We start from the raw sequence: 17,249 nt of genomic DNA, 5'->3' as shown, positions 1-17,249 counted from the left end.
GATTTCGTAAGGTTGGCGGCCGGCTTCGGCTCAATCCCGCTCGCCCTGCAGGAGCCGGTCGAGGCGCTGCCGTTCCTCTTCCGTCAGGCGGGGAGCGGCCTCGGAAGGCGGGGCCACGCGACGGAGCCGCCAGACGAAGGCCGCCCCGCCCAGGAGAATCAGGAAGGGCGCCGTCCAGAGCAGGAGCGTGTGCAGGTTGAATGGCGGGCGCAGCAGGACGAACTCGCCATAGCGCGCCACGACGAAGTTGATCACGGCCTTGTCGCTGTCGCCGGCGGTGAGCCGCTCGCGGACGAGGAGCCGCAGATCGCGCGCCAGCGGGGCATTGGAATCGTCGATCGACTGGTTCTGGCAGACCAGGCAACGCAAACCGCCCGAAATCTCTCGCGCGCGCTGCTCGAGGGCGGGATTCTTCAGGACTTCGTCGGGCTGGACGGCACGGGCCGCCGGCTGGACGAGGCAGAGAAACGCCAGGGCAAGCAGCAGGCTGCGCATCGGCTTCACTCCGCCGGCTGCGCGGCCGCGACGGGCGCCGCGCGACGCGGGGCCGCCAGGCGGAAGCGGCGGTCGGTGAGGGACAGGCCTCCACCCAGCGCCATGACGATGGCGCCGATCCAGATCAGCAGGATCAGGGGCTTGTCGTAGAGCCTGACGGCGAGGCCGTCATCCTGTGCGTCGCCGAGGCTGACATAGGCCTGGCTCAGCCAGTCCGTGCGGATGCCGGCCTCCGTCGTCGGCATCGCGCGGGCCGTGTAGACCCGCTTCGAGGCCTCCAGCGGCGCCAGTTCGCGATCTCCCGAGAAAAGCTGGAAACGCGCCACCTCGGCCCGGAAATTCGGCCCGGTCCGGGGCACCACGGATTCGAGCATGACCGTGTAGCGCCCGGCGGTCAGGCGCTCGCCGGGTTTCAACACCGCGATGGCCTCGCTGCTCCAGGCCGCGGCCGCGATGCCGATGATGCTGAGCCCGACGCCGGCATGCGCGAGCGCCGTGCCCCAGGCCGAGCGCGGCAGGCCCTTCGCCCGCGACAGCATCGCCGGCCAGCCGCTCGCCCGGGCGACGATACGCTCGCCAAGGTCGAAGCCGGCGCCGAGCACCAGGAAAACGCCGAGACCGACGCCCAGCGGCGCCAGCACGGGGCCGCCGCGCGTGAAGGCGATCAGCGACAGCGCCGCGACGACCGCGAGGCCGCAGGCGACCGCGTTGCGCTGCGCCGCGCCGAGCAGGTCGCCGCGCTTCCAGGCGAGCGACTGACCGATCGGCAGAAGCAGAAGCAGCGGCACCATGACCGGCACGAAGGTGGCGTTGAAGAACGGCGCCCCGACCGAGATCTTGTCGCCGGTCGCCATCTCCAGCGCCAGCGGATAGAGCGTCCCGACGAAGACGGTGGCGCAGGCCGTCGCGAGGAAGATGTTGTTCACGACGAGCGCGCTCTCGCGTGACACAGGCGCAAAGAGGCCGCCTTGCCGCAGGAGCGGCGCCCGCCAGGCGAAGAGCGCGAGCGAACCGCCGACGAAAAAGACCAGGATCAGCAGGATGAACAGGCCGCGCGCCGGGTCCGTGGCGAAGGAGTGGACCGAGGTCAGCACGCCCGAGCGGACGATGAAGGTGCCGAGCAGGGAAAGCGAGAAGGTCAGGATCGCGAGCAGGATCGTCCAGACCTTCAGCGCATCGCGCTTCTCCATCACCACGGTCGAGTGGATCAGGGCGGTGCCGGCGAGCCAGGGCATGAAGGACGCGTTCTCGACCGGGTCCCAGAACCACCAGCCGCCCCAGCCGAGCTCGTAATAGGCCCAGTAGGAACCCATCGCGATGCCGAGTGTCAGGAAGACCCAGGCCAGCAATGTCCAGGGCCTGACGGCGCGCGCCCACATCGCGTCGATCCGCCCGTCGATCAAGGCAGCGACGGCGAAGGCATAGGTCATCGAGAAGCCGACATAGCCGACATAGAGCAGCGGCGGATGGATCGCGAGGCCGAGGTCCTGCAGGATGGGGTTGAGGTCCTGCCCTTCCGCCGGCGCCGGCACGAGCCGCCGGAACGGGTTCGAGGTGAACAGCATGAAGGCAAGGAAGGCCGCTGCGACCAGCCCCTGCGCCGCCAGGGCTCCGGCGCGCAGGCGCGGCGGCAATGACCGGTGCGAGACGGCCACCAGCGCACCGAACAATGTCAGGATCAGCACCCAGAGGAGCAGCGAGCCCTCGTGATTGCCCCAGACGGAGGTGAGTTTGTAGATCAGCGGCTGGGCGGAGTGGGAATTCTCGAAGACGTTGGCGACCGAGAAATCGGAGCGGACATAGGAGGCGACCAGCGTCGCGAAGGACAAGGCAACCAGTCCGAAGCTGACGAGAGCGGCGCTCGCGCCGACCGCGGCCAGCGCGCGGTCCTGCCGCGACAGCCCCCAGAGCGGCACCAGGGCCTGGATGACCGAGACCCCGAATGCGAGAGCCAGCGCGTAATGTCCGATCTCGACGATCATGAGGGGCTCACGGCTTGACCGGGGCGGTCGCGCCGGCCTCGCCCTGCCAATGCCCCTGCTTCTTGAGGGTGTCGGCGACTTCGCGCGGCATATAGGTCTCGTCATGCTTGGCGAGCACCGAATCCGCCTTGAAGCGACCGGCGCCCTCGAAGACGCCTTCCGTCACGACGCCCTGCCCTTCCCGGAACAGGTCCGGCAGAAGCCCGTCATAGCTGACCTTCACGGTGCTCTTGCCGTCGGTCACCGCGAAGGCGACACGCTGGCCCGGCCCACGCTGGACGGAACCGTTCTCGACCAGCCCGCCGAGCCGCATGCGCGTGCCGGGCATGACGCCCTTTTCGGCGATCTCGGTCGGTCCGTAGAAGAAGACGATGGCGTCGCGCATGGCGAAGAGCACCAGCCCTGCGGCGAGCGCGAGCACGGCCCCGGCCGCCGCGATGATCGTCAGGCGGCGCTGCTTGCGGGTCATGCGCCGCTTCGCCGGCCGCAGCGACGTGGTCTGGGCAGCCGTCATGGCTTGACCTCCTTCAGGTCCAGCTCATCGGCCAGAGCGTCGAGCGCCGCAAGGGCGGCGGCGTCCTGTCCCAACCTTTCGCGCGCCGTCCGGGCGGCTTGCGACGCCTCGGCCTTCTCGCCAAGCGCCGCTCGCGCCCGGATCAGACGCGACCAATCGGCCAGCGTTCCGCCACCGGCGCTCAGCCGTTGCGCGAGGCCGTCCACCATGCCCTTGATCGCCTGCGCGCGCTCGGCATCGGGCAAAGCCGCGATCGCATCGCCCTTCGCCTGCGCCTCCAGCCGGGCCAGCCGGTCGCGCACCGGCGCGGTCCAGTTGGCATCGGGCGGCGCGCCGGCCAGAAGCTCGTTGAGAGAGGCGATCGCGCCCGGCGCGTCGCCGTCCTGCTCCTTGGCCAGAGCAAGATAATACAGCGCCCGTACATTCTTCGGATCGCGTTTCACGGCCTCGGAGAAGGCTTCGCGGGCAGAGGCCGTGACGACCCCCTCCGCAGCGAGCGTGCGGGCTTCACCGAGACCGGAGAACAGATCCGGATCCGGCTTGCCGTTGCGCATGGCCGCAGCGAAGGCATTGGCGGCGTCGTCATAACGCCCTTGCCTGAGATAGATCGGCGCAATCAGCGACCAGCCCTTCGTGTCGGTCGGATTGGCGGCGAGATGTGCTTCCATGCGTGCGAAGACGACGGCGAAGTCCTGCTGCGGGCCAGCCTGCTCGAGGCGCGCCGCGAGCGGTTGGTCGGGATTATCGGGCGAGCCGTAGATGCCGTAGATCAGCAGCGCGAGCAGGGGCACGACCGAGAGCATCAACGCGGAACTCGCGCGGCGACGGCGCAGCGATGGCTCCGTCTCGCCGGCCGGGGCGACTTCGTCTCCGGCCACGCGCAGCAGGCGCCGCGCCGCCTCGGCCCGCGCCGCTTCCGCCTCGCCCGCAGCGATCAGGCCGCGGGCCATGTCGCGGTCGATCTCGCCAAGCTGCGACCGATAGAGGCTTCTGGCGTCCGCCGTGTCGGCGAAGCCCGGAACCTGCCCGCGACTCAGCGGCCAGAGCAGGGCGAAAATCGCCGCTCCCGTCATCACCGCAAAGACCGCCCAGATCATCATCGGGTGTTCTTAACCAATTGGCCCGTCCGGTTCATGGTGACAAAGGGTCACGCGACCCCCTCGCGCTACACGGCGGGGAGAGCCAGGCGTGCCCGCAAGCCGCCGAGCGGTGAGCGATACAACGTCAGATCGCCGCCATAAAGCTTGGCGAGATCGACCACGATCGACAGGCCGAGACCAGAGCCGGGCGTCGTTTCGTCGAGCCTGCGGCCGCGCTTGATCACCTCGGCCATCGCCTCCTCCGGCAGTCCGGAGCCGTCGTCGTCGATGAGCAGCGCCATGGACTTGCCGGGACTGCCCGTGCCGGCCTCCAGCGAGACTTCCACCTTGGCATCGGCCCATTTGAAAGCATTGTCGAGCAGGTTGCCGAGCATCTCCTCGAAATCCTGCTTCTCGCCGCGAAAGCGCAACCGGGCGGGCACCGAGTGGCTGCCCTGGATGGCGCGCTCCTGGGAGATCTTCATGAAGGTCCGCAGCAGCGCTTCGAGCGAAGGCGCCACCTCGGTCACGCCGCCGAGCGCCCCCGAAAGCGCCGCAGCGCGCGCGCGATCGAGATAGTACTGGACCTGGTCGCGCATCACGGCGGCTTGCGTCCTCACGGTCTGCGCCAGATGCGCCTCTCCCACCCCGGCCTCGGCATCGTTCATCATCACGCTGAGCGGGGTCTTGAGGGCATGGGCGAGATTGCCGACCTGCGTGCGGGCCCGCTCCAGAATCTCCTGGTTGGTGTCGATGAGCTGGTTGAGCTCGCCGGCGAGCGGCGCAAGGTCCGGGGGATAGTCACCGACGATGCGCGGGTTCTCGCCCGTCCTGACGGCGCCGACGGCAGCGCGCAGCCGAACGAGCGGGCGCAGGCCGAAGCGGACCTGCACCAGTGTCGAAGCGACCAGGATCAGGCCCAGCAGCACGAAGGTCATCGTCAATGCCAGGCGGAAATCCTGGATATCGCCCTCGATCTCGTCCGCCGGAGCGGCGACGGCGACGGTGAAGCGGCCATCCTCGCCGACATCGATCTCGCGTTCGAGAACCCGCAGCATGCGGTCGTCGGGGCCGGAGACATAGCTTTCGCGCAGGCCGCGGCTATTGGGTGCAAGCCCCTGATCGAGCAGCTTGGGCAGTTGCCCTCCGACCAGCGAGCGGGAAGAGCGGACGTTCGGCCGGTCGCCGTCGAGCCGCGTGATCTGCCAGTACCAGCCGGTCAACGGGAGATCGAAGCGCGGCTCGCCGAGGTCGCCGATCGTCTGGCGCTCGGTCTCCGGCGGCGCGGCGAGATCGGCGACGAGCTGCTTGATGTAGACCGAAAGCCGCTCATCGAAGCCGCGCTCGGCCGAACGGCGATAAAAGGCGGTGAGGCTGAGGCCGGCGACCACCAGGATCAGGATGCAGCAGAATGCCGCCGAGAGAAACAGCCGCGCTCCCAGCGAATAGCGATGGGATTTGAACGGCATGTGCCGGGATCAGACCTTTTCCGGAGCGGCGGCGATATAGCCGAGCCCGCGGACGGTCTCGATGATCTCGACGCCGAGCTTCTTGCGCAATCGGCCGACGAAAACCTCGATGGTGTTGGAGTCGCGATCGAAATCCTGATCGTAGAGATGCTCGACCAACTCGGTGCGCGAAACCACCCTGCCCTGATGGTGCATGAGATAGGAGAGCAGCCGGTATTCGTGGGAGGTCAGCTTCACCGGGTTGCCGTCGACGACGACGCGGCTCGCCCGCGTATCGAGCCGAACCGGCCCGCAGACGAGCTCGGAGGTGGCATGGCCGGCGGCCCTGCGCAGCAAAGCGCGCACCCGCGCCAGCAGTTCCTCGACATGGAAGGGTTTGACGACATAGTCGTCGGCGCCGGCGTCGAATCCGCCGACCTTGTCGCTCCAGCGGTCGCGTGCCGTCAGGATCAGCACCGGCATGGTCTTGCCCGCCCGGCGCCAGCCCTGCAGCACCGCGACGCCATCGACCTTGGGCAGGCCAAGGTCGAGGATGACGGCGTCATAGGGCTCGGTCTCGCCGAGATAGAGCCCCTCCTCGCCGTCGAAAGCCTTGTCGACGGCATAGCCCGCATTCTCAAGCGCCGTCACGATCTGGCGGTTGAGGTCCTTGTCGTCCTCGACGACGAGCAGTCTCACGGTCTGTTCGCTCCCGTTTGCGGGTTTATCCGGCCGGTGTCAGCGGATGGTGGCCACCTTGCCGGATTGTCCCTCCAGCGTCACGCGTGCGACCTTGCCATCACGCTTCAACGTCGTCACGACATACACGAATTCCTCGCCTTGCCGACAGAGACGAATGCGAACCACCTCGCCCGGCGCCGCATGGCGCGCGTGGCGAGAGGCTTCGGCGGGCTGGATCACCCTGCCATCGGCGACGGCGTCGCGCATCTCGTCGGAGGACAGACAGGAAATCGGCGCTTGGTCGTCGATGCGAACGATAGGGGCCGGCGAGGAAGCCAGAAGCGCAAAGGCAAGGAGGGGTTCGACCGGCATCATCGTCATGACTTAGCCCCGCGCGCCTGAATGCGCCATGAATGCCCGGTCCATTCCACAACCCAGGCGAGGTCAGACCACCGCGACATGTCCACGCCATTCCTGCCCGGGGCCGACCGCCCCGCCAAGCTGGCGCACCGAAAGCGAGATTTCGCTCCGCGGTCCGCCGAAATCGAGGTTCTCCTGCTCCGTGGGATAATGCCAGCCCGCTTCGTTCACGGTTGCGCTACGAACCGCGATGTCCCCATCGAGAATAGCGACGAGGTAGCGCTCGTTTTCCTCGCCGAGCGGCACCTCCGCCAGATCCCAGGAATCACCCTCGACGCGCGTGCGCCGCAGCCAACTCAACGCGATGCCACCTTCGGTGCGCCTCGCCCGCACACGTACCGGCGATAGCGGCAGCAGCGCCGGCCCTTCGACGTCAGCGGAAAACTCCACCATCGTCGGATCGCCGACATCCTGCCGCGCCGGGCCGACCCTGTAGCGCAGCGTCCGATGGAGATCGGCGAGATCGCTGGTCAGGGCGACGGCCGAGCCGTCGAGCACCACGACCCGCGCGCCCGCCGCCAGGTGACGTTGCGCGGCCGCTTCCGAACCGCCGAGCCCGCGCAGGAAGCCCGACAGGCGGAAGCGCTGCTGCCCGATCAGCTCGACCTGAGAGACGGTGACGAGCTCGATGCCACCCGCCTCGTCGATGAGGGCGAGCGCGTTGGCCCCGGCGAGAGCGCTCTCGGCCGGGACGGAAGACAGCACACCGCCCCGAAGCTTCACCTCCAGAACCGCATGCCGGTCACTGCGCCAGAGCGGTCCGGCCGGAAGGTCGGTCAGCGTCTCACCCACGATCGAGGGGGCCTCGACGAAGCCGGCGAGATCGAAGAGGCCGGTATCCCCGGCCCGCCAGACCGCCAGCGCTCCGGGCCAGGGCGCCGCGAAAGCGGCCAGGGAGAGCAGCGCCGGCGGCTGCCCCGTCACGATCGGCAGCGCAAGCGGCACGGCAAGAGGCCGTCCCGGCAGAGGCGGCGGTAGCCGCGGCGGCCGGTCGCCTCCCTTGATGCCAGCTGTCCTGTAGATCGCCGGCTCGACCAGCCGCGCCGCGATGCGCCGGGTGGGCCCGTCGGCAATGCGGGTAATCCGGAAAAGACGGTCGCTCCCTTCCACCGGCAAGGCGACGACATCACCCGGCTCGAGGTCGAGACAGCGGGGCGAGACCTCGCATTCGAGCGTCTCGCGCGCTGCCCAGGCCTCCTGCAAGCGCTGGTCGGCGAGGCGCTGGCCTTCCGCCATGCGCGTGACGATCGCCGTCTCGACCGCGACCTCGCGCCGGGCGGCGCCGGCGAGGCGGCGCGAGCGCGCGGCGGCACTGCGATAGCCGTTCTCGCCGTCGCTGAAGCCAAGCCGTAATTCGAGCGGCAGCTCCGTCTCTTGCATGCGCCTGAGGGCGAAAGGCTCACCGTCACGGTCGAGAATCAGATCGTCCGACCCGAGTCGGCGCGCTACGGCCCCGCCCCTGCCCTCGAAGCGCAAAGCGCCTGAGCTCATCACCGCATCGAAGCCGAAGGTCTGGGCGAGCGGCTCCAGCGCTTGCCGGGCCGAGAGCGGCCGGTCGAGCAGATAGCCGTCGAGAAAGCCGTCCACGACGATCCGGTCGGCGGGCGGCAAGCCGAAATCGGCCAGCAGCTTCGCCACGAGCCGATCGGCCGGCGTGCCTTCGAGGCGGCCGTTGAGCCAGTGGCCGGTCTCGAAATTGCTGCCATCGGCCCAGATGCCGCCGAGATCAGGAAAAGCAGGAAACGGCCGCGCATCCCAGTTCCAGACGAAGATATGCGCCGGGTCGACCATGCGGATGCCGCTGACCGGGTGGACCGGGTTGCGCGCGGCCTCGAAGCCGGTGCGGGCCGGATCGAAGCCGGAAATGATCGCCTCCAGAGCGCGGGCCTGCACGAGATCGTCGCGCGCTCCGCTCGAGAACGGCGGCACGCCACCCTCGTCCGACTTCACATCCGGGAAGACATTCGGTGCGTTCGCGCCCTTGTCCACCGCGGGCACGCCGATCTCGGTCAGCCAGATCGGCTTGGCGCCGGGCACGAAAGCGGTCGCGCCGGTTTCCACGCCGCCGGCACGACGGATATGGGGATGGCTCCACCAGCCGACGAGGTCCTTCGGGCGGAACAGCCAGGGCTTGCCATAGGCGCCGTCGGCGATCGGCAAACGCTCCTGCGCGGCCCGTCCGGCCTCGTCGGCGTAATACCAGTCATAGGCTTCGCCCGACATCAGACGCCCGCGCAGATAGGCGAGATCGACCGGGCCGCGTGCGATGGCGGCATCGGCATGCGCGGCGGAATCGCGCCAATCGGAGAGCGGCGGATAATAGTCGATGCCGATAGCGCCGATGGCGGGCGAGGCCCAGAGCGGATCGAGCGGGAAGTCGATATCCTGCCCGCCATTGCGGACATCGGCGCCGTATTCGGTCCAGTCGGCGGCATAGGTCAGCGTCGTCGCCGGCAGGATCGTCCGCACATCCTCGGCAATCGCGACGAGATGCCCGGTCATCGGATAGCCGCTCGCATCGCGCAGGCGCGTCAACCCGATCAATTCCGAACCGATGACGAAGCCTTCGACGCCGCCCGCCGCCTGCGCCAGCATGGCGCAGTGCATGACCAAGCGGCGATAGGACCATTCGTCCGGCTTGGCGCAGGAAACGGCGCTGCCGGCCGCGCTCATGTCGGCGGGGGCGACGGTGCCGATGAAGGCCGCGACCTGCGCCGCCGTGCCGGAGGTTCCATCCGGAGTGCCGGGTCGGCCCGGGGCGGGATCGCAGGTGAGGCGACCGCGCCAGGGATAGCGCGGCTGGCTGGCCGCTCCCGAATGCGGATCCGGCAGGCCGTTGCCGGCAGGGATATCCATCATCAGGAAGGGATAGAGCACCACCTCCAGCCCGTGGTCGAAGCGCAGGCGGCGGATCAGCGCGATCACGCTCTCGTCCGAGGGTGTTCCTCCGAAGGCCGGGCGGCCTTCGATCTGGCTGACCGGACGGGCCGAAGCGCGGCTCAGCCCCGCAACGGACCACTCCGCGCCGACAGTCGGCTTATGCGCGACCTCGACACGAGGCGCGACGCTGCAGGAGCCGGCGCGCAGATCGTCGCCGAACCAGGAAACGACGAGCGAAACACGCCTGAGATTGGGGCAAAGCGCGACGAGATGGCCGATCGCGGTATCGACATCCGCGCCACCATAGAGCTGGTGGCGCGTCAGGCTTTCGGTGACGCCGGCCTCGGGCTCGTGGTTGACCGGCCGGATATCGTAGACGAATTCGCCGGCGCCGGGAGTCAGCGCGACGGCGCGGATCATGGCGCCCAGGCCATCCACCGCGCGCACGACCTCGAAATCGAATTGCGGGATGCGGTTGCCGTAATCCGCCAGCGGAAAGCGCTCGAAGACGACATAGGCGAGCCCGCGATAGGCCGGCGCCTCGCCGACCTCCTTGGCGACTATAAACGGGTCGGGCTCCTGCGCTTCATCGCCGTGATGGACCCGCATCACCACCGTATTCACGTCGAGCTCGCGGCCATCGGCCCAGATGCGGCGGATGAAGGCGATCGGTCCCTCGCAGAGGCCGATCGCGAGGTTCGCATAGTAGCTGTAGGTCGTCTCGTAGGTCTTCTGCGCGCGTCCGCCCTTGCCGCCGCTCTTGGTCCGGGTGATCGAAAGCTTGATCTCCTCCTCGAAGCGCGTCGCCCAGATGAGCTGACCGCCCAGCCGCGCCCGACCGTAGAGACGCGGAATCGCCGCGCCCTCCGTTGCCGCGAGGCCGTTGACCTCCTTCAGCCGCGGCCCTTCGACGATCTTGTTCCCGCCCGAGCCGCCGAGCCAGGCCTGGTCGACGGTCGCGCCTGCGAGACCGCCGAGCGCCTGGCCGATGGCGCCGCCCACCGGCCCACCCAGCGCGGTGCCAAGCGCCGCGCCCGCCACCTGCAAAAGAAGCGTCGCCATCAGTCGCTGACTCCGGGAAAGGAAAAGGCATGGCTGAGATGGCGCCGCCACCAGCCAGTGAAGGCCACCTCGGCGACGGCCGCGCCGTCATGGGCGTGGATGATGCGATCGGGAGCGCTCAGGATGGCGCAATGCTTGGCCGGCAGATGCTCGCGCCAGCGGAAGAGCAGCACGTCACCCGGCCGCACCGCCTCCGGCACGACCGGCGCGAGGTGGCGCGACGCCGCCAGCGCCAGCGTCTCCCGGCCCAGGCTCTCGGCCCAGCTCGGCGAATAGGGCGGCGGCGCTTCCGGCTCGGGTCCACATAGCTCACGCCAGACGCCGCGCACCAGCCCAAGGCAGTCGCAGCCGACGCCGCGCAGCGAGGCCTGATGATGATAGGGCGTTCCGAGCCACTCCCGCGCGGCGGCGACGATCTCGTCTCGTATCATCGAAACAGGCTCCCGCCATCGAGGACGCCGTCGCCCGGCCGGACACCGCCGATGATGAAGTCGGAGGTCGGCATATGCGGGAAGCCCCGGAAATTGACGCCGTTGCCGAACTTCGTCCGGCACGTCGCAAAGCTCTTGTCGCAACCCGGCGTCACGCTGAACGCGTCTCCGGGAGCAATCGCTGCGGGGGCCGCCTGCCAGAGCTGGAACACCGCCAGGCTTCCTTCCCGGCCGTGGCGCTTCACCTCGACGGCGAAGCCGGCATTGGCTCCGGCGGTGAAGACGAGCTTGCCGCCGGTGAAATGGCCGTCGGCATAAGCCCCCATCCCCACCGCGGAGAGCGCGAGGCGGCCGTCGCTCTCCGCCACGACCGCCTCGACCACCGCTATTGCGAAGCCACAGCGGGCATCGCCGAGATCGGCCGAGCAGGAGCGCATATAGAGCCGGCCGCGCTCCTCGTCGAAGGCCTTGGCGAAGCTGCGGACCTCGGCCGTGAAACCGCTCTCGCCCCGCCTGACCTCGCCGACGAAGCCTTCGTCGAGCAGCACGCGCTGGCCGGTTTCCGCCCAGTTCACCAGCCAGATCCGCAGACGCGCATCGTCGTAGAGGCCGCGCGCCAGATCGGCCTCGTTCAGCCCGGTCGCGGCGAGCGCACCGGCGACATCGCCACCGCCGATGGCGAAGCCGAGCTCGGCCGTGGCCTCGGCCGCCTCGAGCCCGGTCACGGCGGCGAAGGCGATGCCCTCGAAAGTGAGCGGCCAGTCATGATCGGTGAAGCCGAGAACGAAGCCGTCGCGCCGTGTCAGGCTCCAGCAGCGGCACAGCGTCGTCGCGCCGCCTTCGAGATGAGCGGCAAGGTTGGGCGGGATATCGCGCATGGCGGCCTCAGGGCAGGATTTCGACGACCGGGATGCGCGGTATCTCGCCGGCCTCGAAAGCCGAGAGATCGACCTCGATCGCATCGGTGTCGAAGCGGACGGGAATGTCGAAGGCGAAGCCCGCCGTGACGACGGCACCGGCCGACGGGATATGACCGCCGGCGAAGGTGACGAGCCCGGTCGCTGTATCGCAGGAGAACGCCTCCTCCGGCGCCTGCGCGACACCATCGACGGCGATAAGCACGCTGCCCGCCTGCGGCTTGGCGATGGTCCGGCTATAGGCGGACGCTCCCGTGCCGTAGCTCTTGCGGAGCTGGAACGCCGCCGTCAGCCCGTCGCCGATCCCGATGACCTGGTCGGTCGCGGCCGGCGCCCGGGAAGGTGCGCAGCTCTTCCAGTCGAGCTGGTCGCGCCAGCGGAAGCCGAAGAGCCTGCCGCGACGCTCCTCGAAGAAGCTGACGACCTGCGCCAGCGCGTCGAAGGAACGCACGCCGAGGCCCGCATCGTAACGGCGGCGCGAATGGGCCCAGCGGCTGTTGCGGACCTCGCGGCCGGAGGCGAGCGTCACGATCTGGGTCTGGCGCTCCGGCCCACCCCGCGCCCCACGCGCAACGTCGAGCGGAAAGCGGACGTCATGGAAATCGGTCATGACCTGCCTCGTCAGAGTGCGCGGCCGCCGCGCGCCACGGCCCGCGCGATCGCGGCCGAAACCTGCGCCTCCGAACGGCGGAAGCTCTCGGCATCGGGTGTCGAGACCTGCACCGTGACGTTGAGCGGGCGTGCCCCGCCGCCGGCTCTGACGCCGAGGCGTCCGTCCGGCCCGCGCGAGAGCGGCATGATCGCCTCGGCGCCGCGCTCACCCATCAGGCCGAGGCCGCGCCCGGTCGGAAAATAGGCAGGCGAGGCGACGATGCCGCCCTCCGCAAAAGGGGCAACCGGTATCGAAGCCCCACCGCCGAGCGAACCGAAACCGCCGGTGAACAGGCCGGTCAGACTTTTGATACCCGTTCCGAGCAGATTGGAGATGCCGGTCTGCAGCGGCTTCAGCGCATTCTTGAGCAGGCCGTCGGTCAGCGAGCGCCCGACACCGCGCAACACGTCCTCGAAGCGCTTGCCTTCGACGACACCGCGCGAAAAGGCATTTACGATCGATTTACCAAAGCTTTGCGAAGAGCGGTTGAGGGATTGAGTCAGGGAATCCATCGTCCGCAGATCGGAAAGACGGACGGAGTCGAAATCGGTCTCATCGGCCATGACGATCCTCTTCAGAAATTGATTCAAGACGTTGCGTCAGATGTCGGGAAAAGCGGCCATCAGTGCCTCGAAAGCCGTGCGTTCGGTCGCGGCGCCCGACGCTCCCCAACCCCAAGCCTTCATCGCTGCAGCCAGCTCGCGCGGGGTCGCCGCCCAGAAGCGATCCGGCGGCCAGGCGAGCCGGCCGAGCCCGAAGGCCATCATCTCCTCCCAGGGAAAGGCCGCCGGTGCGCTCAGGCTTCCGGCGGCTGCGGAGGGCGGGCGGGCTCGCCCTCGCCGAAGGTCGCCTCCAGCAGGGCGATGGCGGCCTTGATCGCACCCGCGAGGCCGCCATCGAAGGACAGCCCCGCGACCTCCTCGTCGCGGATCACCTTGCCCGCGCCGCGCAGGCCGGCGGCGATGATGCGGATGATGTCGCGCGCCGAGAGATGGCCTGAGACGAAGCGCTGTCCGAGCGCTGGCAAGCTGTCGACCGCGAAGGCGTGCTCGAGTTCGGCCAGCGCGCCCAGGGTGAGGCGCATCGGCAGGGCCTCGCCCGAGATCATGAGCGCGGTTTCGCCGCGATGACGATTGACCATGCCGGCCTCCTCAGAGCGCGGTGAAGGCGAGCGCGCCGGCCGATTCCAGCGAGAGGTCGAAGGTGACCTCCGCCGCATGGTCGCCGCGATATTCGAGGCTGGTGAGTTGGAACGGCCCGGCGACCGTGCCGAAATCCGGCACGACCACCTGCCAGTCGCGGATAGCGCCATCGAAGAAGGTCTGGCGGACAAGTGCATCCGAGGCCGCGTCCTTGAAGATGCCGGAGCCGCTGATGCTGGCGCGGCGGACCCCGGCGCCTTCCAGCAACTCACGCCAGCGCCCGGCCGATTCCGCATGGGTCACGTCCACCGTCTCGGCGTTGAACGCGATCTGGCGGGCACGCAGCCCTGCGACGGTGGTGAAACTGCCCTCCCCATCCGCCGCCTTGAGCAGCAGATCCTTGCCCTTCTGTGCCGACATGCGGCGCCTCCTTCGATTGTCGCGATGTTTCGGGTGTTCAGAGCGGCTCGGTCGCCGCGCGGAAGCGGATCGTCACGTTGGGGAGCCCGCCGCGCGGTTCGCGCGCCAGCCAGCTCGAGAGCCAGCGCAGATTGACGAGGCTGTGTCCGTCGAGGGTGAGATCGGCGTCGTCCAGCGCCGTCACGATCAGCCTCGCGGCCTCCAATGCCTGACGGGAGGAGCTGCTCTGGGCGGCCCAGACGATCAGCGTCAGCTCCTGCTCGCAGCCGCGCTCGCCTCCGGCCGACCAATCGCGCGCCTCGACATCGCCATGGACGACGTAAAGGCCTCGCGCGGCGCGGGGCGCCTCGTCGAAGATGCGATCGGGGCCGATCAGGGCGTTCAGGGGCGCGTCCGCGGCAAGCCGCGCCTGGATCGCGGCGCGCAGAGCCAGGATGGCGTCGCTCACGGCTTGACCTCCTCGACCAGGCAGACGAGCCGGCGGCGCGAACCATCGGAATCGGCCACCGTGCGGATGTCGAAGATGCGCTCGCCGTCGCGCAGGCGCCGGCCGGCATCCACGTCACCGCGCCAGCGCAGGGTGACGCGGTATCGCGCGAGCTGCTCGGGCCGCCCTTCGCGCCATTGCTCGACGCCCGAGAGCCATTCGAGCTGCGCCCAGAGCGCGCCGACCGCGGCGAAGCTCTGCGTCGCGCCGCCGAGGCCGTCAGGCGTCGCGACCGGCGCCTCCAGCACGAGCCGGCGCCGCATCCGGCCAATGGCGGGGATCGGAATCTCCGCCATGGTCAGAGCCTCGCGCGGCGATAGGGCGCGACCAGCGCCATGATCTCGGCCGGCAAGGCTTGCGCATCGCGGCTCGCGACATCGCCGCGCTGCTCGAACCAGCGCGCGGCGAGGCGGAGCACCGCCTGGCGCAACGGGGCCGGGACCGCGTCCGCCGATGTCCCGTAGCCGGCGGTGATATCGATCTCGATCGCGCCATGCGCCCGTCCGATTTCCGGCACCTCGCCGACGATGCGGATCAAGGGCGGATCCGCCAGCGTATCGAGCGCCAGGGCCGTCCCGGCCACCGCCTGGGCGACGCCCAGCAGATCGTAGACACGCGCGGCCTCGATCGCGCCCACGGGCGATAGCGGCAGGCGGATCTCGCCGCCGACAGGCCAGCGATCCAGCACGATCCGCCAGCGCTGATCGATCAGGCAGCGGCCCGATACCGCCTCGACCATCAGCCGCGCGGCCGTGATCAGCGTCGCCACCAGATCGTCCTCCTCGGTGTGGTCGAGACGCAGGAACAGCCGGGCCTCGGCGAGCGAAACCGACTCCGCAACGGGCGGCTCCAGGGCAAGCGGCGTCATGATCGCTCCGTTCAAGGGTTCAATTGCGGGAAGCGACGCGCTATCAGCGCAGCTCTGGAAGGAGCGCCCGATGCGGATCGCGAACTGGTTTCTCGGCCTCGGCCTAGCCTGCGGAGTCGGGCTCGCTCCGGCGCAGGCCGTCGTCGGCGGGCAGGACGGCGGCCCGGCCGAAGCCGCGACGCTGATGGTGCTGAACGCGCGCGGCGGCGTCTGCACAGGCATCGTGCTATCGGCCCGCGCGATCCTCACCGCCGCCCATTGCGCGGCTGGCGGCACGGAGTTGCGCATTCACTGGCGCGCAGGTAGCGAGCCGGTGCTGGTCGCGCCGGCCACGGTCGGCCTGCACCCCGAATTCAACGCGAAGGCGGTCAGCAACCGCCGCCGCTCGATCGACCTCGCCCTCATCCGAATGGCCGAGCCCTTGCCGGCGCGCTTCGTCGCCGCAACGCTCGACGACGGCGCCCAGCCGCGCGCCGGCAGCCCGGTCACCTTGACCGGCTATGGCGTCTCGCAAGAGGGCGAAGCGCGGACGACCGGCACCTATCGCTCCGCCGCCCTCTCCGTCATCGAGCCCTACGGGCCCGGGCATGTCCTGCTCTGGGCCGCGGACCCCGCCGGAGCGGGCAAGCGGCCAGGCGCCGGCGCCTGCCAGGGCGATTCGGGCGGCCCGATCTTCAGCGGAGCCGGCGTCGTCGCCGTAAGCAGCTGGTCGACCGGGCCGGCCAAGCGCAATTGCGGCCTGCTCAGCCAGGGCATTCTCATCGGTCCGCAACGTGGCTGGATCGACGCGACGCTGGCGCAATGGGGTGAAACTGCGCGCTGGACCAACGGTCTCTGACGGAAACGCTGGACTGGGGCGCGACAGCCTCTAAATTGTTCCACCGACCTCGTTGATGTGTTCCATGCTCGCGCGCGCCCTCGCCATCCTGTCCTTGTCCTGCGCCCTCTCGACCCTGGCGCAACCAGCCTCCGCGGTCGTCGGAGGCGTCAATTCGCGCGATGCGAACGGCACGCGCGCCTCGACCGTCAGGGTCGAGACCAGCCGGGGCGAGCTCTGCTCCGGGGCTGTCATCGCACCTGAAATCATCCTCACGGCCGCGCATTGCCTGATGGATGGCGGCTCGATCAGCGTCGTCAGCCTCGATCCGCGCTTCCGGGCGCGGCGCCAGCCCGTCATCGCCGTGCTGCCGCATCCGAGCTTCGTGCCCGGCACGACGCCGCGCACGCAGCCGGGCACCGACCTCGCCCTGCTGCGTCTGGCGCAGCCCCTGCCGCTTGACATTCAGCCGCTCGCTGTCGGCAGCTATCTCTCGCAGGGCGAGACCGTCACCATGGCGGGCTACGGCCTTTCCGCCGAGGACAACAAGCGCACGGCGCGACGCCTGCGGGAGACACAACTGGTCAACGCCGGCAACTACACCACACAGAACACCGTCAAGGTCGCCGTCGATGTCGAGGCGCGGGGCGAAACGCCCGGCGCCGGCGCCTGCCGCGGCGATTCGGGTGGGCCGGTCCTGCGCGGCTCCTCCCGCTCGCGCGATCTCGTCGGCATCGTCAGTTGGTCGAGTGGACCGCTGAAGACGCGCGCGCGTCGCATTTGCGGCGGCTTCACCGCGATCACCCCGGTGAGCGACCACCGGGACTGGATCGCCACGGGCAGCGCGAGGCTGCTGGCGCTGGGAGCGGACGGCCGCTCGGAGGAGGCCGTCCAGCCGCAGGTCAGCTCCGGCTGGAGCTGGTGGCTTTCGCGCTGACGAGGAATAGTGTCGCC

Annotated in this window: 20 protein-coding genes; 2 read left to right on the top strand and 18 right to left on the bottom strand. The window is 69.3% G+C overall.

All coding sequences use genetic code 11. From position 1 onward, the window contains the following. Positions 1 to 30 precede the first annotated feature (30 nt). The 18 genes from GY40_RS10165 to GY40_RS10085 all read right to left on the bottom strand — a co-directional run bounded on the left by GY40_RS10165 (position 31) and on the right by GY40_RS10085 (position 15,478). On the bottom strand, positions 31 to 495 hold the full coding sequence (locus GY40_RS10165) for a cytochrome c-type biogenesis protein (RefSeq protein WP_038361453.1): 465 nt from the start codon (positions 493 to 495) through the stop codon (positions 31 to 33). 5 nt (positions 496 to 500) lie between these two features. Continuing rightward, positions 501 to 2,477 (bottom strand): heme lyase CcmF/NrfE family subunit, encoded by a 1,977-nt coding sequence (locus GY40_RS10160; RefSeq protein WP_038361450.1) that lies wholly within the window; start codon positions 2,475 to 2,477, stop codon positions 501 to 503. Positions 2,478 to 2,484: 7 nt separating this feature from the next. After that, positions 2,485 to 2,946: a cytochrome c maturation protein CcmE gene (ccmE, locus tag GY40_RS10155; RefSeq protein WP_038362482.1), complete on the bottom strand. Its 462-nt coding sequence runs from the start codon at positions 2,944 to 2,946 to the stop codon at positions 2,485 to 2,487. Between the two features lie 41 nt (positions 2,947 to 2,987). Next, entirely contained in the window at positions 2,988 to 4,091 is a 1,104-nt protein-coding gene (ccmI, locus tag GY40_RS10150; protein ID WP_051987737.1) for a c-type cytochrome biogenesis protein CcmI, read from the bottom strand. Between the two features lie 65 nt (positions 4,092 to 4,156). Further along, complete coding sequence (locus GY40_RS10145) at positions 4,157 to 5,539, bottom strand: ATP-binding protein (RefSeq protein WP_038361447.1); 1,383 nt, start codon at positions 5,537 to 5,539, stop codon at positions 4,157 to 4,159. A gap of 9 nt (positions 5,540 to 5,548) precedes the next feature. Further along, a complete protein-coding gene (locus GY40_RS10140; RefSeq protein WP_038361444.1) occupies positions 5,549 to 6,217 on the bottom strand; it encodes a response regulator transcription factor in 669 nt (222 codons plus the stop codon). A gap of 39 nt (positions 6,218 to 6,256) precedes the next feature. Further along, positions 6,257 to 6,580: a PepSY domain-containing protein gene (locus GY40_RS10135; RefSeq protein WP_051987736.1), complete on the bottom strand. Its 324-nt coding sequence runs from the start codon at positions 6,578 to 6,580 to the stop codon at positions 6,257 to 6,259. 63 nt (positions 6,581 to 6,643) lie between these two features. Next, on the bottom strand, positions 6,644 to 10,561 hold the full coding sequence (locus GY40_RS10130; RefSeq protein ID WP_038361441.1) for a baseplate multidomain protein megatron: 3,918 nt from the start codon (positions 10,559 to 10,561) through the stop codon (positions 6,644 to 6,646). Further along, positions 10,561 to 10,992, bottom strand: a complete 432-nt coding sequence (locus GY40_RS10125; RefSeq protein WP_038361437.1) for an NlpC/P60 family protein — start codon at positions 10,990 to 10,992, stop codon at positions 10,561 to 10,563. The genes GY40_RS10130 and GY40_RS10125 overlap by 1 nt, the downstream gene beginning before the upstream one ends. Beyond that, on the bottom strand, positions 10,989 to 11,870 hold the full coding sequence (locus GY40_RS10120) for a DUF2163 domain-containing protein (RefSeq protein WP_038361434.1): 882 nt from the start codon (positions 11,868 to 11,870) through the stop codon (positions 10,989 to 10,991). Before GY40_RS10120 ends, GY40_RS10125 begins: the two co-directional genes overlap by 4 nt. A 7-nt stretch (positions 11,871 to 11,877) precedes the next feature. Further along, a complete protein-coding gene (locus tag GY40_RS10115) occupies positions 11,878 to 12,519 on the bottom strand; it encodes a DUF2460 domain-containing protein (protein ID WP_038361429.1) in 642 nt (213 codons plus the stop codon). A gap of 11 nt (positions 12,520 to 12,530) precedes the next feature. Then, positions 12,531 to 13,124 (bottom strand): phage tail tape measure protein, encoded by a 594-nt coding sequence (locus GY40_RS10110; protein WP_038362476.1) that lies wholly within the window; start codon positions 13,122 to 13,124, stop codon positions 12,531 to 12,533. Positions 13,125 to 13,160: 36 nt separating this feature from the next. After that, positions 13,161 to 13,361 carry a phage tail assembly chaperone gene (locus GY40_RS27005; protein ID WP_282568283.1) on the bottom strand — a complete coding sequence of 67 codons (201 nt, stop codon included), beginning with the start codon at positions 13,359 to 13,361 and terminating at the stop codon, positions 13,161 to 13,163. Next, on the bottom strand, positions 13,358 to 13,702 hold the full coding sequence (locus tag GY40_RS10105) for a gene transfer agent family protein (protein WP_038361426.1): 345 nt from the start codon (positions 13,700 to 13,702) through the stop codon (positions 13,358 to 13,360). The genes GY40_RS27005 and GY40_RS10105 overlap by 4 nt, the downstream gene beginning before the upstream one ends. A 10-nt stretch (positions 13,703 to 13,712) precedes the next feature. After that, on the bottom strand, positions 13,713 to 14,123 hold the full coding sequence (locus tag GY40_RS10100) for a phage major tail protein, TP901-1 family (protein ID WP_038361423.1): 411 nt from the start codon (positions 14,121 to 14,123) through the stop codon (positions 13,713 to 13,715). Between the two features lie 37 nt (positions 14,124 to 14,160). Beyond that, positions 14,161 to 14,571 (bottom strand): DUF3168 domain-containing protein, encoded by a 411-nt coding sequence (locus GY40_RS10095; RefSeq protein ID WP_038361420.1) that lies wholly within the window; start codon positions 14,569 to 14,571, stop codon positions 14,161 to 14,163. Further along, complete coding sequence (locus GY40_RS10090; RefSeq protein WP_038361417.1) at positions 14,568 to 14,906, bottom strand: phage head closure protein; 339 nt, start codon at positions 14,904 to 14,906, stop codon at positions 14,568 to 14,570. Before GY40_RS10090 ends, GY40_RS10095 begins: the two co-directional genes overlap by 4 nt. Before the next feature lie 2 nt (positions 14,907 to 14,908). Beyond that, complete coding sequence (locus GY40_RS10085) at positions 14,909 to 15,478, bottom strand: head-tail connector protein (protein ID WP_038362475.1); 570 nt, start codon at positions 15,476 to 15,478, stop codon at positions 14,909 to 14,911. A 70-nt stretch (positions 15,479 to 15,548) separates the two neighbouring features. Here GY40_RS10085 and GY40_RS10080 point away from each other — a divergent pair, with 70 nt between their 5' ends. Next, a complete protein-coding gene (locus GY40_RS10080) occupies positions 15,549 to 16,316 on the top strand; it encodes a S1 family peptidase (RefSeq protein ID WP_038361414.1) in 768 nt (255 codons plus the stop codon). A 64-nt stretch (positions 16,317 to 16,380) separates the two neighbouring features. Next, positions 16,381 to 17,232, top strand: coding sequence for a S1 family peptidase (locus GY40_RS10075; RefSeq protein ID WP_038361411.1), 852 nt, complete (start codon positions 16,381 to 16,383; stop codon positions 17,230 to 17,232). Positions 17,233 to 17,249: the final 17 nt, after the last annotated feature.

The organism is Allobosea sp. UNC402CLCol (genome assembly GCF_000745475.1).
Lineage (GTDB): Bacteria > Pseudomonadota > Alphaproteobacteria > Rhizobiales > Beijerinckiaceae > Allobosea > Allobosea spartocytisi.
The sequence above is the reverse complement of the archived record's forward strand: the minus strand, read 5'-3'. Positions and strand labels throughout refer to the sequence as shown.